The organism is Gordonia sp. AC31, from assembly GCF_031844505.1.
Taxonomy (GTDB): Bacteria; Actinomycetota; Actinomycetes; order Mycobacteriales; family Mycobacteriaceae; genus Gordonia; species Gordonia hongkongensis.
In genome coordinates this window covers 19939-33462 of the sequence record NZ_JAUZVK010000025.1, presented here as the reverse complement: position 1 = coordinate 33462, position 13524 = coordinate 19939, and the positions used below count along the sequence as shown (strand labels likewise).

At 63.7% G+C, this 13524-nt stretch carries 20 protein-coding genes; all 20 read left to right on the top strand.

From position 1 onward, the window contains the following. Positions 1-53: 53 nt before the first annotated feature. Positions 54-302, top strand: a complete 249-nt coding sequence (locus Q9R39_RS21165) for a hypothetical protein (protein ID WP_311278172.1) — start codon at positions 54-56, stop codon at positions 300-302. Beyond that, positions 299-511, top strand: a complete 213-nt coding sequence (locus tag Q9R39_RS21160; RefSeq protein WP_311278171.1) for a hypothetical protein — start codon at positions 299-301, stop codon at positions 509-511. Before Q9R39_RS21165 ends, Q9R39_RS21160 begins: the two co-directional genes overlap by 4 nt. Beyond that, positions 502-717, top strand: coding sequence for a hypothetical protein (locus Q9R39_RS21155; protein WP_311278170.1), 216 nt, complete (start codon positions 502-504; stop codon positions 715-717). The genes Q9R39_RS21160 and Q9R39_RS21155 overlap by 10 nt, the downstream gene beginning before the upstream one ends. Continuing rightward, positions 714-956, top strand: coding sequence for a hypothetical protein (locus tag Q9R39_RS21150; protein ID WP_311278169.1), 243 nt, complete (start codon positions 714-716; stop codon positions 954-956). Before Q9R39_RS21155 ends, Q9R39_RS21150 begins: the two co-directional genes overlap by 4 nt. After that, positions 941-1213, top strand: a complete 273-nt coding sequence (locus Q9R39_RS21145) for a hypothetical protein (RefSeq protein WP_311278168.1) — start codon at positions 941-943, stop codon at positions 1211-1213. Before Q9R39_RS21150 ends, Q9R39_RS21145 begins: the two co-directional genes overlap by 16 nt. 62 nt (positions 1214-1275) lie before the next feature. Further along, positions 1276-2106 carry a hypothetical protein gene (locus Q9R39_RS21140; RefSeq protein WP_311278167.1) on the top strand — a complete coding sequence of 277 codons (831 nt, stop codon included), beginning with the start codon at positions 1276-1278 and terminating at the stop codon, positions 2104-2106. A 1210-nt stretch (positions 2107-3316) separates the two neighbouring features. After that, the gene (locus tag Q9R39_RS24785) at positions 3317-4087 is read left to right on the top strand and encodes an HNH endonuclease (protein WP_396275713.1); all 771 of its coding nucleotides are present in this window, start codon (positions 3317-3319) and stop codon (positions 4085-4087) included. A gap of 138 nt (positions 4088-4225) precedes the next feature. Then, positions 4226-4588, top strand: coding sequence for a hypothetical protein (locus tag Q9R39_RS21135; protein WP_311278166.1), 363 nt, complete (start codon positions 4226-4228; stop codon positions 4586-4588). Continuing rightward, positions 4588-6354 carry a hypothetical protein gene (locus Q9R39_RS21130; RefSeq protein WP_311278165.1) on the top strand — a complete coding sequence of 589 codons (1767 nt, stop codon included), beginning with the start codon at positions 4588-4590 and terminating at the stop codon, positions 6352-6354. Before Q9R39_RS21135 ends, Q9R39_RS21130 begins: the two co-directional genes overlap by 1 nt. Positions 6355-6366: 12 nt before the next feature. Beyond that, the gene (locus tag Q9R39_RS21125; protein WP_311278164.1) at positions 6367-7854 is read left to right on the top strand and encodes a phage portal protein; all 1488 of its coding nucleotides are present in this window, start codon (positions 6367-6369) and stop codon (positions 7852-7854) included. Continuing rightward, positions 7835-8830: a hypothetical protein gene (locus Q9R39_RS21120; RefSeq protein WP_311278163.1), complete on the top strand. Its 996-nt coding sequence runs from the start codon at positions 7835-7837 to the stop codon at positions 8828-8830. The genes Q9R39_RS21125 and Q9R39_RS21120 overlap by 20 nt, the downstream gene beginning before the upstream one ends. Continuing rightward, entirely contained in the window at positions 8827-9381 is a 555-nt protein-coding gene (locus Q9R39_RS21115; RefSeq protein ID WP_311278162.1) for a hypothetical protein, read from the top strand. The genes Q9R39_RS21120 and Q9R39_RS21115 overlap by 4 nt, the downstream gene beginning before the upstream one ends. Positions 9382-9396: 15 nt before the next feature. Beyond that, a complete protein-coding gene (locus Q9R39_RS21110) occupies positions 9397-9774 on the top strand; it encodes a capsid cement protein (protein WP_311278161.1) in 378 nt (125 codons plus the stop codon). Between the two features lie 14 nt (positions 9775-9788). Further along, complete coding sequence (locus tag Q9R39_RS21105; RefSeq protein WP_311278160.1) at positions 9789-10691, top strand: major capsid protein; 903 nt, start codon at positions 9789-9791, stop codon at positions 10689-10691. Next, positions 10691-10942 carry a hypothetical protein gene (locus Q9R39_RS21100; RefSeq protein WP_311278159.1) on the top strand — a complete coding sequence of 84 codons (252 nt, stop codon included), beginning with the start codon at positions 10691-10693 and terminating at the stop codon, positions 10940-10942. The genes Q9R39_RS21105 and Q9R39_RS21100 overlap by 1 nt, the downstream gene beginning before the upstream one ends. Beyond that, the gene (locus Q9R39_RS21095; RefSeq protein ID WP_311278158.1) at positions 10942-11316 is read left to right on the top strand and encodes a Gp19/Gp15/Gp42 family protein; all 375 of its coding nucleotides are present in this window, start codon (positions 10942-10944) and stop codon (positions 11314-11316) included. The genes Q9R39_RS21100 and Q9R39_RS21095 overlap by 1 nt, the downstream gene beginning before the upstream one ends. Positions 11317-11336: 20 nt before the next feature. Beyond that, positions 11337-11651: a hypothetical protein gene (locus Q9R39_RS21090; protein ID WP_311278157.1), complete on the top strand. Its 315-nt coding sequence runs from the start codon at positions 11337-11339 to the stop codon at positions 11649-11651. Further along, complete coding sequence (locus Q9R39_RS21085; protein ID WP_311278156.1) at positions 11644-11982, top strand: hypothetical protein; 339 nt, start codon at positions 11644-11646, stop codon at positions 11980-11982. The genes Q9R39_RS21090 and Q9R39_RS21085 overlap by 8 nt, the downstream gene beginning before the upstream one ends. Further along, complete coding sequence (locus Q9R39_RS21080) at positions 11979-12440, top strand: hypothetical protein (RefSeq protein WP_311278155.1); 462 nt, start codon at positions 11979-11981, stop codon at positions 12438-12440. The genes Q9R39_RS21085 and Q9R39_RS21080 overlap by 4 nt, the downstream gene beginning before the upstream one ends. A gap of 81 nt (positions 12441-12521) precedes the next feature. Further along, complete coding sequence (locus Q9R39_RS21075) at positions 12522-13448, top strand: hypothetical protein (protein ID WP_311278154.1); 927 nt, start codon at positions 12522-12524, stop codon at positions 13446-13448. Positions 13449-13524 lie beyond the last annotated feature (76 nt).

Here is a 13524-nt window from a genome sequence, read left to right as displayed (position 1 = left end):
CGCGCGCGTGAGATCAACCCGGCCGGTTGTGGACCCGAATGCGAGGAGGAACAGTGACCGAACTAGACCTAGCCGCCATCGAAACCCGAGCCACCGCGGGGGTTCGTCAGACGACAGCAGACACCGATGTTCTCGCTCTGGTGGCTCGTGTGCGCGAACTAGAGCAAAAGATCACCAGGGTTCGTGAAGTCCTGGCCGCCGAAGAAGCGGCCGTGACCGCAGCAGCCATCGACTACGGGGCGATGCTCCCACGCACCGTGGAGATCGACGACATCCTCACCGCCCTTGAGGACCCGTCGTGACCGACCCGTATGCGGCTGCCCGCGAATACCAGCACCACGCCGACCGACACCACACCGCGCTCGCGGGCCGCAACCACGCCGGCATGGTCGCTATCCGCTGCCAGTGCGGCACCACCTTCGACGTCGGCTACGAACGACTCCGCACCCCAGCCTTCACCCAACGCCCCTACTGCCACCCCTGCACCACCAAGGAAACCCCATGCGAATGATGTGCTTCATCAACCCTGACGGCTCCAAGCGGTACGTCAACCCGCTGCAGGTGTCAGTCATCGAGAAGACCGACGACGGCGGCGTGAGGATGATCTACCCCGGCGGCTACGTCCTGTTCCCCGACGGCGACATCGACCAACTGGCGAACCAGTGGTTCCACTCAGCCAACGCTGTGATCGACCCCAGCGAGCTGGAGAACCCATGAGCTCGGGACAGTTGCCCCGCTGGCCCGCCTTCTACCCGCACATGAAAGTCCGGGGGAAGTATCGGCGCCGCAAGGCCCGCGTCCTCGTGTACACGTCCAACTGGGAACCCGTCTGGCCGCCCACCATTGGAGGCCAAGACATCCGCCACGCCACCATCACCTTCACCACCGACGAAGGCACACGCAGCTTCAACGGCCGGGTTTGGACAGAGGAGACGCCCGCATGTCCCGCATTGTGAACCGGGTACCCACACTCCGGAAACCCCGCATCGACGGAACAGGCCGGCTCCTCGCCGACATCAAAGCCTGCGGCGGCTTCGACCAATGGCTCAACATCATGCTGCGCATCTACGGCGACACACTGCTCGACCACACCGCCCAGACGTACGGCAGCCCCGCAGCCGACCACATCATCAGGCCACTCCTGGAGCCCTTCAACCCATTCGACGCCACATCTTGGCTCACATCCGTCCACGGCGAGGAGACCTGGCAGTGACCGACCCACTAGCCCGAACCTGGAAACCGAGTGAACCGCCGAGGACGAACAGGAATCAAGGTATGAACGACGCACTCCACATCGCCCGCGACGGTGACCTACCCACCGCCCGCAAACACCTCGCCGACGCCATCCACACACTCGCCGGCAGAACCAGAACCAACATCGAACGAGACCCCAACCCCGAACTACTCGCCGAAATCGAAGAACGCTACAACCAGGATCGAGCCCGGATCAACGACCGCCACGACCTCGCGATCGAACGAGCCGACAGAGCTGGAGCAGCTGGGATCGCAACCCGCTCCATCAACCTCGAACGCGAACAACAACTCGACAACCTGCAACGCCGCCACGAAGAACGCCTCGTCGCCCTCACCGCCCAAGTCGACTGGAACGACTCACTCTACGAACAACTCGCAGCCATGATCGCCGGAGCCCAAGGCACCCAGCTGGGCGGCACAGCACGCTCCATGCCACCCCTCTGGGTCGACGCCGCCGACCTCATCACCACCATCGACCGCGACATCGCCGCCCTCGAACCAGAACCCGGCACCACCATCGAACGCCTACACCGCATCGCTGACCGAGGCTGGCGACCACAAGACGTCGACCACATCGACAACCTCACCGCCCAGATCACCCGCTGGGCACAGTCCATCCAAGACCTACTCGACCCACCCAAACGCAAAGCGCTCCCAAATCCGTGCCCGCACTGCAACACAGCCATCGTGTACCGCAAAGACTCGGCCGGGGAAGTGGTGCGGCAACCCGCCCTGCAGATCGGCCCTCACGGCTGCGAATGCCAGAACTGCTACACCAACTGGGGGCCTGGCTACTTCAGGCATCTAGCCGCGGTCTTGGGGTATCCACTACCCGAAGGTGTGCTCGAGTGACACACCGGTGGTGAGTATGTCACCCGTGAGACCGCAACAGCTGGTATTGTCGGCCCCACGGGTGACGTGTCTCCGAAACCCGAAACATCCCCGCCGTCCACATCTCGTGCACTGGCGGGGTTTTCGTACCCAGACTTCCCGCTACCGGGATGGTGCGGAGCGTGACCGCGCCGGCTCACAACGCCAGTGACACTCAAGCCGAAAACAAAACGCGTTAACCCACTGGTCTGTCGGGGGCCAACCTCGGATCGAGGACAGTCATGGCTGTACTGGAGATCGTCGCAACCCGGGTGATCATGATCGTCGTCATCCCCGCCACCTGGTGGCAGACCAAACAGATGCGGAAAGCCAACGCTCTGACCGCCGCCCAGGTAGCCCGACACGAATGCAGGTGCGGCATCTGCTCCGTCATGGACGTACTGTCCGCGCCCCTACCTCGAGGCGGCCATGACCACCCGCGAGCCCAGGAGAGGTAGCAATGGTCGACGCCAACCCCGCAGACGACGCACAAGCAGCCAGCCTCAAGCGCTGTGTCCTTCACCTCGGCAAGTACGTGCGAGACCCTGAAGGACTTTGCAACACCTACCAAGCAGCAGTCGGCGCACCACCCGGCAAGGGCCACTGAGTCATGGACGTTAACGACATCACAGCAAGGGCCGCACAGTACGTATCCACAGCAACCGGGGAATGCCGAACCGTTCAGGCACGCGATGTCTTAGTCCTGGCGCGAGTTCATCGTGAACACGAAGAGCTGATTGCCAAGCTGCTCGCAATGCGAGGGGCGGTCATGAAGGTAGATGACCTACTCGCCATTGTCGGTCTGGATCACTGATGGCCTGGTCGAACGCCAACCGAGCACGCACCAGCACAGCCGCCCACAAATCCCGAAGACTTCGAGTCTTCGCCCGCGACAAGCACCGATGCCAGATCCGCGGCCCAAGATGCAACGGACGAGCCGAACACCTCGACCACATCGACAACACCCGCGGACCCAACTACGAAACCGACGCCAACACCCAAGCATCCTGCGCCCCATGCAACCAATGGAAAGCCGCACACGAAGGCAACTCGGCGGCAGCAGCCAGGCGAGCACAGCTCGTGCTCCCTGAGGAACCCCACCCCGGTGGTTTCCAGAGATAACTAAAGACGGCCCAGGGCGGTGCTACCAACACCGCAACCCCCGGGCCTAACCGCTAACTAGGAGCGGCTAATGGCAAATCGTACCCTGAAGCACGGCAGGTCTGGATACCACCGCGGCTGTCGCTGTGACGAATGTCGGGCCGGCCATCGGGACTACATGAGGGACTACTCCCGCAGGCGGTACGCAGAGGGCAGGCCACCTGGCGCCGACGGTGAGTTCCGATGCCAGATGTGCGGCAGTGCGTTCGTAGGGAAGATCAGTCGCCAACCTAAGTACTGCACCAAGAGGTGCTCGGCACTCATCGCCAGCAGGGCATCTGCAGCGAGGGCAGAGAGCCTCCGGGATAGACTCCTCATTCAAAGGGAAGCGGCGCAGCGCAGGACGGCAGTCACTCGGCGTGCCGCCCTAGCCGCAGCGGGGTCCACGAGCACGACCGTCAAGGCCGACATCAAGTGCCTTGTATGTGGACGACGCTTTATCGCCACATGGTGGGGCCGATCGACCAACAGAGCGTGCGGCGACACATGCGCCTCGCTACTGAGGGCAACGAGGAAGCGTGAGGCGAAGCACAGGCGAAGAGCAAGGCAACGAGGCGCTTACGTCGAATCCGTATATCGCCACGAGATCTATGCCAGGGATAAATGGACTTGTGGAGTATGCGGGAGGAAAGTCCACAGGAATCGCGTAACCCCTCATCCGATGGCGCCCACAATCGACCACATCATCCCACTCTCACAGGGCGGCACACACGAACCCGCCAACGTGCGAACCGCACACTTCCTCTGCAACGCCATACGAGGCGATCGCGGCGGACCTGAACAACTAGCGCTCATCGGTTGAGCGGCCCCGGGTAGGGGGTGAACCCGGTTAAGCCCCCAATTACCGCCGGGGTACTTAGCAACTCTGGTCCTGCGTGCTCGATCCTGCCCGTTTCGGACCCTGGCGGTTCGTTGAAAGATGAATGACCCTGGAGGTCTGATGTCGAAGAAGCCTGTGGATGTGCCGGCGTCGTTGGGTGATGCTGGGGCGCGGTTGTATCGGGGGATTGCGGAGAAGTGGGATCTGCGGCCGGATGAGGATCGTGTGTTGTTGGATGCGTGTGCTGAGGCTGATCTGGTGGATGATTTGGCTGAGGCGATGCGGGGTCAGTCGCGGTTGGTGACGGGTTCGCAGGGTCAGTTGGTGATCAACCCGTTGATTTCGGAGCAGCGGCAGCATCGGATGGCGTTGGCGTCGTTGCTGAAGCAGTTGCGGTTGCCGGATGAGGCGGATTCTGCGGAGGCTCGGTCGACGAAGGCTCGGGCTGCGGCGAATGCGCGTTGGAGTAAGCGGGCCGGTTGATGGCGACCGCCCGTTCGGCGGTTGTGCATGACTTCGAGGCTGATTATCGGGAGATTGAGTCCTGGTATCGGTTGGAGTTGGCGCGGACGCCGCCTCCGACTGGTCTTGTGTGGGAGCCGATCCGGATTGGTCCGACGTGGCAGTGGGACGATGGCGGGTGGATTCTGCCGGAGGCATCTCTGGGCTGGCGGTTCCTCGCTTGGTGCGGAGTGTGGCTGAAGGATAAGAACGGCCAGGACTGGCAGTTCACGATGGAACAAGCCCGGTTCCTGCTGTGGTACTACGCGGTCACCGATTCGGGAAGGCATCCGTTCGAGTCGGCTGTGCTGCAACGGTTGAAGGGCCACGGTAAGGACCCGATCGGGGCGACGGTCTCTGCGGGTGCGTGCTTCGCACCGATCAAGTTCGACCACTGGGACGGAGATGTTCCGGTGGGGGTGGAGGACCCGGCGGCGTGGGTGCAGCTGATCGCGGTGTCGCAGCAGCAAACCCAGAACACGATGAAGCTGTTTCCGTCACTGTTCAAGCCGGAAACGATTGACCGGTACGGCATCCAGATCGGCCGGCTCAATGTGTGGGGTTTGGGCGACACGGTCCAGATCGAGGCGATCACGTCGAACTACCTGTCTGTTGAGGGTGGCCGGCCGACGCAGATCATCCGCAACGAGACGCAGAACTGGAACTCGAGTAACCAGGGCCATGAGATGGCTGGGGCGCTCGAGGGTAATGCGGCGAAGTCGGAGCGCGGTTCGGCGCGGATCTTGGATTTGTGCAACGCGTACCGGCCTGGTGAGGATTCGGTGGGGCAGCGGGCGCGTGAGGCGTGGGAGACCGCGAACTCGAACGGCATCGACATCGGTGTGCTGTACGACAGTCTCGAGGCGCCGCCGGATGCGCCGCTGACCCTGGAGGCGGCCCCGGATGTGGTGAAGTCCATTGCGGGGGACTCGTACTGGCTGGATACCGAGCCGGATGGTCGGATCGTGAAGTCGATCGCGAACCTGTCGAACCCTCCGAGTGAGTCTCGACGTAAGTGGTACAACCAGATCACGGCGACCGCGGATGCGTGGGTGTCGCCGCTGAAGTTTGACGCCCAGGCTGTGGAGGAAGACCCGGCCGAGGGTGAGCGGGTGGTGTTGTTCTTCGATGGCTCGAAGTCCGATGATGCGACCGGGCTGGTGGGGTGCAGGCTGTCGGACGGGTTCGTGTTCACCGTCGATGTGTGGGAACGTCCCCCACGCGCCGATAGGTGGGTGGTCGACCGCACCGAGGTGGATCGGGTGATGTCGGAAGCTCACGACTACTGGGATGTTCGAGGTTTGTGGGCGGACCCGTCGGGGGATGCCCGCGACGATGAGACCGGTGAACGGTTCTGGGACAACTTGATCGACACGTGGGCGTCCCGGTGGGGCAGTTCGTACGATCTGCCGGCGGTGAAGACCGGGGATAATGCGCACGCTGTGAAGTGGGAGATGCGCACCCCGTCGCATCAGAAGCTGTTTGTGGAGCACGCCGAACGGTATGTCACCGACGTCGCTGAAGGTCATCTGCCGCATGACAAAGATCGGCGCCTACAGCAGCATCACGCGAATGCACGTCGGGTGCCGTCGAAGTTTGGTGTGACGTTGGCGAAGGAGCATCGCGAGTCGCGCCGCAAGATCGACCTCGCGGTGTGCGCGGTGGGCGCCCGAATGATGTGGCGCATCTACACCGCAACGGTGAAGGTCAAGGAACGTACCGGTGAGGCCCAATTCTTTTCGATCTGATGGAGGTGGTGTGTGAGTAAAGCAGCGGCTGCTGTCGCCACCGTCCAGGAGTTGTTGCAGGTGCGGTCGTTTGAGGCTCAGCGTCTCGATGTGCTGGCTGGGGTTGTGCGTCCGTCGGTGCCGTTCACTGGTGGTGAGCCGGCGATGGCGGTGCAGGGGCCGTTCCAGTCGAATGTGACTGCGGTGCCGATCCCGCAGGACGCGACCGAGACGATGAAGCGTATCGCGGTGCGGTCTGAGACGAACATGCTGCCGCTGGTGTTGGACACGTTCTCGCAGGTGATGAAGGTCGACAACTATCTGTCCTCGATCGGTGAGGGTAGCGAGATTGACCGGGAGTCGGCGTCGGCGTGGAAGTGGTGGCAGCGCAATCAGATGAATGCCCGCCAGACCGGGTTGCATCGCGCGGCCCTGTTGTACGGGGTGGCGTATTCGGCGGTGCTGCCGGCGATGTCTCCCGGCGCGGACGGGTCGACGGTGTTCTGGCATCCGTCGTCGCCGCGGAACATGACCGCGGTGTACGGGGAACGCATGGTGTGGAACCCGCGCCATGGTGGGCCGATCGACGACGACTGGCCGATCCACGCTCTGGAGATTAACGGCAACATCATCCGTCTGTACGACGAGAAGGACGTCCACTTCATCGGTGTGAAGTCCCAGCCCCATTCGTCTCTCGGGTGGCGCGACCAAACGTATCTGCAGGCCGGGAATTTCGACTACATCGAGTCCCGCGCGCACGGAGTCGGGGTATGCCCGATCGTGCGGTACCGCGACAAGGTGATGCTCGACGGCGAGGAGCAACTGGGCATCATCGAACCGCTGCTGGTGTTGCAGTCCCGCATTAACGAGACGACGTGGGGGATGCTGGTCGCCCAGTACTTCGCGGCGTTCAAGCAGCGGTACATCATCGGGTGGGTTCCCAAATCCGAGCAGGACGCACTGAAGATGTCGGTCAACAACACGTGGACGTTCGCCGACGACACCGTGAAGGTCGGGGAGCTCAACGAGACCGACCTGACCCGCTACATCGATTCGAAGAAGTCCGCAGTGATGGACATGTCGGCGCTGTCGCAGCTGCCGCCGCACGCCATGGGGATGGATGGGATCTCGAACATCTCCGAATCCACGCTGGCGGCGTTGGAGACGGCGAAGGAACGCAAGTCCGGGGAGATCACCACTTCTCTGGGTGAGGCTCACGAGCAGGCGTTCCGGTTGGCGGCGCACATTTCGGGTGATGCCGAGGGTGCTGCGGACTTCGGTTCCGAGGTGAAGTGGCGTGAGATGTCCGCCAAAGCCTTCGCCGCCACGGTCGACGGTCTGGGGAAGCTCGGCGAAATGCTGGGTGTGCCGGATGAGTTGCTGTGGGAGGACATCCCAGGCAAGACGCGGACATGGGTGGAGCGGGCGAAGAAGCTTCGCGAGGAGACTGATCCGCTGAACCAGATGCCACCGGAGCTCCGCCCACGGATGAGCCCGGGCGATGACGAGCCCAACACCTGACCTGTCCCTCGCCGGCTACCTGTACGCGCAGGGGTTGATTACGCGACAGATGGCTCAGCTTGCCGCTCAAGTGATCCGCCGGATGGGTGTTCCGGCAACCCCGGCGGAGCGGAAAGCGGTGGCGCGGGTCATGTATCCGCGGCTTGACCGGGCACGGCGCCAGTCGTATGTGCTGGCGGCGCGGTCGATGCGGACGCAGCTACCCGATGTGGTGCCGGCCCCGTTGCGGCCGTACCCGATCGAAGCGCTCGAGCAGGCCATCGCCGACGTGATCGATGACGTACCCGACAGTGACGACCTGTTCGGAGATGACGACGTCCTCGACACTGTGGATCTCAGCGATCTGGATGAGCAGATCGACGAGGTTTCTGACGCGGTCGATGACCTGCCTGACGAGATCCCTGAGCCGGTGCGCGAGAAACCTCGGGTGAGGATCGTCGAAGGCGGCGCCCGGAAGACCCCGCGCGTGCGGGTGGTCGACACCATGGGTGCCCGGTTGGCGCGTCACGCGCATGCGGCCGGCCGGGACGCGGTCGTCGACACCGCCGAGAAGGAAGGCGCGGAGGTCGGGTGGGCGCGGGTGCTGTCCGGCGCCGAGAACTGCGCCTGGTGCACCATGCTGGCGTCGCGAGGCCCGGACTACCGCAGCGAGAACAGCGCCCTGTTCGCCTCAGGTAAACGAGGCAAGCGGCGGGCCGGTGAAACCTACCACGATCACTGCGACTGCAAAGCCGTTCTCGTCCGCAAGGGTGAGGACTGGCCGGGCCGCGAACAACACGAACTCCTCGAAGACCTGTGGCGTGAAGCCACGAAAGGCCACTCAGGTCGCCACGCCGTGAACGCCTTGCGCCGGCAACTGTATCGGGCAGACCGAGACGGCCTGACCCATCAAGAACTTCTCGACGCACTCCGCGAAGAGAACAAGTCTCGCCCTGGTGGCGGGAAACCCAAGCCCCGGAGGCGAAAGAAACGATGACTGCACCTGATCCTGTCGAGCAGCAGCCGGAACCCGCCGTGGAACCGGAACCGACCGAGGTCGATCCGCAGCAGCAGCAGCCCGAACCGGAGCCGTCCCCGGAGGACGAACTCCCCGAATGGGCTCGCAAGAAACTCGACAAGGCGAACCGCGAAGCGAAGAACCTGCGCGAACGACTCAAGGCCCAGGAGCCGAAAGTCCAGGCCGCAGACCAGGCGGCGCGGGAGAAGATGTCGGAGCTCGAACGTGAGCGCGCCGACAGGGAAGCTCTCGCACAGCAACTCGCTGTCCGGGACACCGAGCTACTTCAAGCCCGATACGGCATCACCGAGGACTATCTCGAGTTCATCGGCGACGGCACGTTCGAGGAGAAGGAAGCTCGCGCCGCGAAGATCGGGCTGATGGTGCAGTCAGCCAAGCATGAAGACCCCACCAAACCGCCGTCGCAGCGGCCGGTGGAGTCCCTGAGGCCCGGCGCCTCCCCAACACCGCCCCCCGTGGCGGATACCTCATATCCCGCGTCCTGGGGCTTCCAGCCCCCGACGCAGTAACCGAAAGGGAACATCATGGCGAATGAAGCCAAGCCGCTGTTCCGCCCGGGGGCAGACGTCACCGTCCTGACCACGGCTGCGGTCACCGGCAAGACCTTCGTCGGCGTCTCCGCGACCGTGGACGCGTCGACTGGAATGATCAAGGTGGCCACCGCCACCGGTGCCGCCAAGGCATTCGGCGTCGCATCGCGAGACATCGCATCCGGCGACATCGGCCACATCCTCCGCGGCGGCATCGTCAACGTCACCGCCGGCGGTGCGATCACCGCCGGAGCGCAGGTCGAGGTCGGGTCCGGCGGCAAGGCCGTCACACTCGCCTCCGGCGTGCCCGTCGGGACCGCCCTGTCGACCGGGTCCAACAACAACGACGTGCTCGTCGCACTGGATCTCTGAAAGAGGGCTGAACAATGGCAACCTACTACTCGCAGGAGTACCCGCTCGGCGCCCCTCAGGTGTCGGGCAACAACCTGACCGTCGACCTCATGCTCAAAGAGCCGACGCGCATCAATAACTACCTGTCGAACGTCGCGCTCAAGGGCTACTTCGCCGAGCGGATCTTCTCCAACGGTGGTGGCGTCTCCGGTGGTGCGCTGGTCTACACGCAGCTCACCGCCAACGACCTGTTTCCCGTTCGAGGTGGGCAGAAGGTCGCGCCGGGTGCTGAGTTCCCCGAGGTGACGTTCGATCGTCCCGAGCCGAAGACCGCTCAGGTTGAGAAGTTTGGTGGCAAGTTCCGTGTCACCGACGAGGCCCGCGACCGCAACGACATGTCCCTCATCCAGTCCGAGGGTGTCAAGCTGGGCAACGACATCCAGCGGTGGCTGCACGCCCGTGCGCTCACCGAACTCGAGGCCAGCATCACCGCCGTCGGTTCTGACGTGCAGATCACCGGCACCTCGTGGGCTGATGCAACCGCGCTCACGATCTCGACGGAGAACAAGGCGGCGCTGCCGGCGGCCGACCTCGCGACGATCCGCAAGCGCGGGCAGAAGCAGGAACTCGGCGCCGAGTACACGCTGCTGATCCTGAACCCCGACGAGTACGCGAATCTGTCGATCATCTACGGCGACGCCGATGCGTGGTTGCGGGCGCAGGGATTCAGCGTCGCGGTGTCGAACATCGTCACCCCGGGCACCGCCTATGCGGTCGCGGAGGGCCAGGTCGGACAGGTCCGCTACGAACAGGGCCTCAAGACGGTCACCTACCGGGACGACTCGACTGAGTCGACCGTGGTGCAGTCGTCCATCCGCCCGGTGTTCGCGGTCACCAACCCGTACAACGTGCTGAAGCTGACGGGTCTGGCGGCCTGATGGCTGCCACCCGCACCGTCCGTCTCGGGTCGATGGCTTACGTCGACCCGGACGGGCGGGTTCGTCGCGCCGATTGCGGGGCCGAGGTGCAGATCCACCCCGACCATGTGGAGCGGTTCGACCGACTCAACGTGCTGCAGGAGCCAGCAACTCCGGCGCCGCGCGAGGAGCCGGCCGAGCCTGTCGAAGACAAGCCGGTCGAGACGAAACGCCGTCCCGGTAGGCCCAGGAAGACGGAAACGGAGTCCTGATGTCTGCGTATGCCACCAGTACTGATCTCACTGCTCGTTGGCGAGTTCTGTCCAATGAGGAGGCATCCCAGGCGGATACCCTCCTCGGTGACGCTGCTGTGTGGCTACGAGTGTGGTTCCCCGACCTCGATGCACGCATTGAATCAGGGGACGTCGATGCACAGGCCGCGGTCATGCTGTCGTGCGCGATGGTGAAGCGGGCGATGCTTGCTTCCGGCCACGAAGGACAGTCGTCGGGGATGAGTGTGATGGGTCCGTTCACCACACAGGTCGCGTTCCGCAATCCGGAAGGCAATCTGTACATCACTGAGCAGGAGATGATCCTGCTGGACGGCCGCTCTGATGCGGTGTCGATGGAGTGCACGGGCCTGTGAACCTGCCATTCGGCCAGACGGTGACGATCATCCGGGTTCCCGCTCGGAACCGTCACGGAGATCCCATCGGGGACGACGCATCTCACACGATCGAGTCGTGCGGTGTCGACTGGAATGCCACAGCTTCCAACACCCAGTTCCAGGACGTGCAGACCACGGACGTGGACCTGTACGTCCCTCGCGGGGCTGATGTGGTGGCGTCGGACAAGGTCGAGTTGCCGGACGGGTCAACGTTTCGTGTGGTGGGCCGGCCGATGTGGGATCAAGTTCATCCGATGACCGGTGAGGATTTCGGGTACAAGCTGGTTCGTTTGCGGGAGGTGTCTGGTGCGTGATGTGAAGGTGGGTCGCGCGCACGGCTTCCGGGGGCTTGGTGAGGTGCTGGTCTCTCCGGAGATGCGGCGTCTCGTGGAGTCCCGAGCCAACACTGCTGCCTTGTTGTATCAGGCGTTGGTGGCGAAGCAGACGGGCGAGCTTGCCCGGGATGTGCAGGTTCGCACCAGGATCGGTGGACCCAACCGGGATAGGTGGGTGGCGTCGGTGCATGTCGGTGAGCATGTGGTGCAGGATCTGCCGCACGAGTTCGGCTACGACCGCAATGGCACTGAGGTTGATGGTGCGCACGACCTAGATCAGGTGTTGCGGATGCTGGCGAGGTTCACGTGACCTTCCAGTTCCCCGTCGACTACCGGCCGGCGTTCGACGACATCGGCGACCTGGCGTGCGACATGGTGCAGATCGAGTTGGACCGGTGCACCCCTGGAGGGTGGGCAGGCACGCGACGGCACCAGCACGCTGACAATCTCATCCGTCAGGGCGAGGTTGTGGTGGTGGTGCACATCATGCCGGGAACGGTGATGGATGACGTGTTCCGCTACACGCCAGTGCAGTTCGAGGTCACTGCGGAAGCGTACGACACGTCGGTGAAGGTGATGCAGTTCCTGGAGGACGAACTCACCCGCAAGTACGGCGACGGAGGCATTGTGGAACGCCCTGGTGGTGTCCGCTCCAATGTGCGGTCGTTCGGCATCGAGGAAACCCAGCAGCAGTTGGTGTTCCTCAACCCTGACCACCGCATGTTCCAGGCCACATTCCAGGTGGCCACCAAGAAACGCACACCCTAACAACAATTTTCACTACCGCGTGCTCACGCCCGAGTTCGCGGCATTTGTCATGCCCAACATCGGGCGGAAGGAGAAGGTCTGATGGCCTCACAGGTTGAGTTGTATCGGGAGGCGAACGAGCTCGGAATCGTTGTCGCCCAGAAGTTGCTGGTGATGGCGAAGCCGTGGGAGAAGGGCGTCGGCGCCCCCGACCCACTCTTCGACGAAGACGGTCTCGTCCCGGGTTCGCTGGCTGGTCTCAAGTCGCTCGGCGGCATCAAGAAGAAGACCGGCGCATCATTCACCCCCGAGATCGACATCACGCCGATCGAGACGTACGGCAACTCGTCGCCGTCGCGCCGGCTGATCCAGTCGGAGGGCGGAAAGCTCGAGATCGGTCCGCAGGAAGCACGCAAGATCGTGCACGAGCTGCAGACCAACCTTCAGGCCGGCGAGTTCCAGACGACCGCGACGGGCGGGTTCCGCGCGAAGAAGCGCGCCCTCAGCCCCATTCGGTACTGGACGTTCTTCGTTCTCGGTGAGGACGTCAACGACGAAACCCTCGAGCCGATCTGGCAGTGGTGGTGGTTCCGGAAGCTGTCGATCGAGTCCGGCGGCAAGATCTCCCTCGCCCAGGATGCGGAAGCAATGCCCGATCTTGAGCTGTCCCTCAACCAGGACGGCGAGGATCTGTACGAGTTCGGTATCGACGGCCCCGGCTTCGAACCCCTCCTCGCAGACATGGGCTTCACCAGCGGCCAGTTCGTTGTCGGCGTGGGTGCAGCTTCGGCCGGCACCTTCACCCTGTCGTACAAGGGCAACACCACCGCCGGCATCGCCTACAACGCCACCGCCGCCGCGGTGAAGTCGGCGCTCGTCGCTCTCGACGACGGTTACGACGCCGCGGACTGGACCGTCACCGGCACCGCCCCGAACTGGACGGTCGCGACCCCGGATGGTGCGTCGGTCACCGGTTCCGGTGCGGGTCTGACCGGCGGCACGTTCGCCGTCACCCCGGTCGAGGTCTGAGTTGTTCCCCGGCGCCGTGTTGGGTGACGCGGCGCCGGGGGACTTCACCCACTCATCACCCACCATCACCCAAGGA

Excerpts from the sequence above, each read along its gene's own strand:
- Q9R39_RS21155 (WP_311278170.1), top strand. The coding sequence starts at position 502 with ATGCGAATGATGTGCTTCATCAACCCTGACGGCTCCAAGCGGTACGTC.
- Q9R39_RS21150 (WP_311278169.1), top strand. The coding sequence starts at position 714 with ATGAGCTCGGGACAGTTGCCCCGCTGGCCCGCCTTCTACCCGCACATG.
- Q9R39_RS21145 (WP_311278168.1), top strand. The coding sequence starts at position 941 with ATGTCCCGCATTGTGAACCGGGTACCCACACTCCGGAAACCCCGCATC.
- Q9R39_RS21140 (WP_311278167.1), top strand. The coding sequence starts at position 1,276 with ATGAACGACGCACTCCACATCGCCCGCGACGGTGACCTACCCACCGCC.
- Q9R39_RS24785 (WP_396275713.1), top strand. The coding sequence starts at position 3,317 with ATGGCAAATCGTACCCTGAAGCACGGCAGGTCTGGATACCACCGCGGC.
- Q9R39_RS21135 (WP_311278166.1), top strand. The coding sequence starts at position 4,226 with ATGTCGAAGAAGCCTGTGGATGTGCCGGCGTCGTTGGGTGATGCTGGG.
- Q9R39_RS21130 (WP_311278165.1), top strand. The coding sequence starts at position 4,588 with ATGGCGACCGCCCGTTCGGCGGTTGTGCATGACTTCGAGGCTGATTAT.
- Q9R39_RS21120 (WP_311278163.1), top strand. The coding sequence starts at position 7,835 with ATGACGAGCCCAACACCTGACCTGTCCCTCGCCGGCTACCTGTACGCG.
- Q9R39_RS21115 (WP_311278162.1), top strand. The coding sequence starts at position 8,827 with ATGACTGCACCTGATCCTGTCGAGCAGCAGCCGGAACCCGCCGTGGAA.
- Q9R39_RS21110 (WP_311278161.1), top strand. The coding sequence starts at position 9,397 with ATGGCGAATGAAGCCAAGCCGCTGTTCCGCCCGGGGGCAGACGTCACC.
- Q9R39_RS21105 (WP_311278160.1), top strand. The coding sequence starts at position 9,789 with ATGGCAACCTACTACTCGCAGGAGTACCCGCTCGGCGCCCCTCAGGTG.
- Q9R39_RS21100 (WP_311278159.1), top strand. The coding sequence starts at position 10,691 with ATGGCTGCCACCCGCACCGTCCGTCTCGGGTCGATGGCTTACGTCGAC.
- Q9R39_RS21095 (WP_311278158.1), top strand. The coding sequence starts at position 10,942 with ATGTCTGCGTATGCCACCAGTACTGATCTCACTGCTCGTTGGCGAGTT.
- Q9R39_RS21075 (WP_311278154.1), top strand. The coding sequence starts at position 12,522 with ATGGCCTCACAGGTTGAGTTGTATCGGGAGGCGAACGAGCTCGGAATC.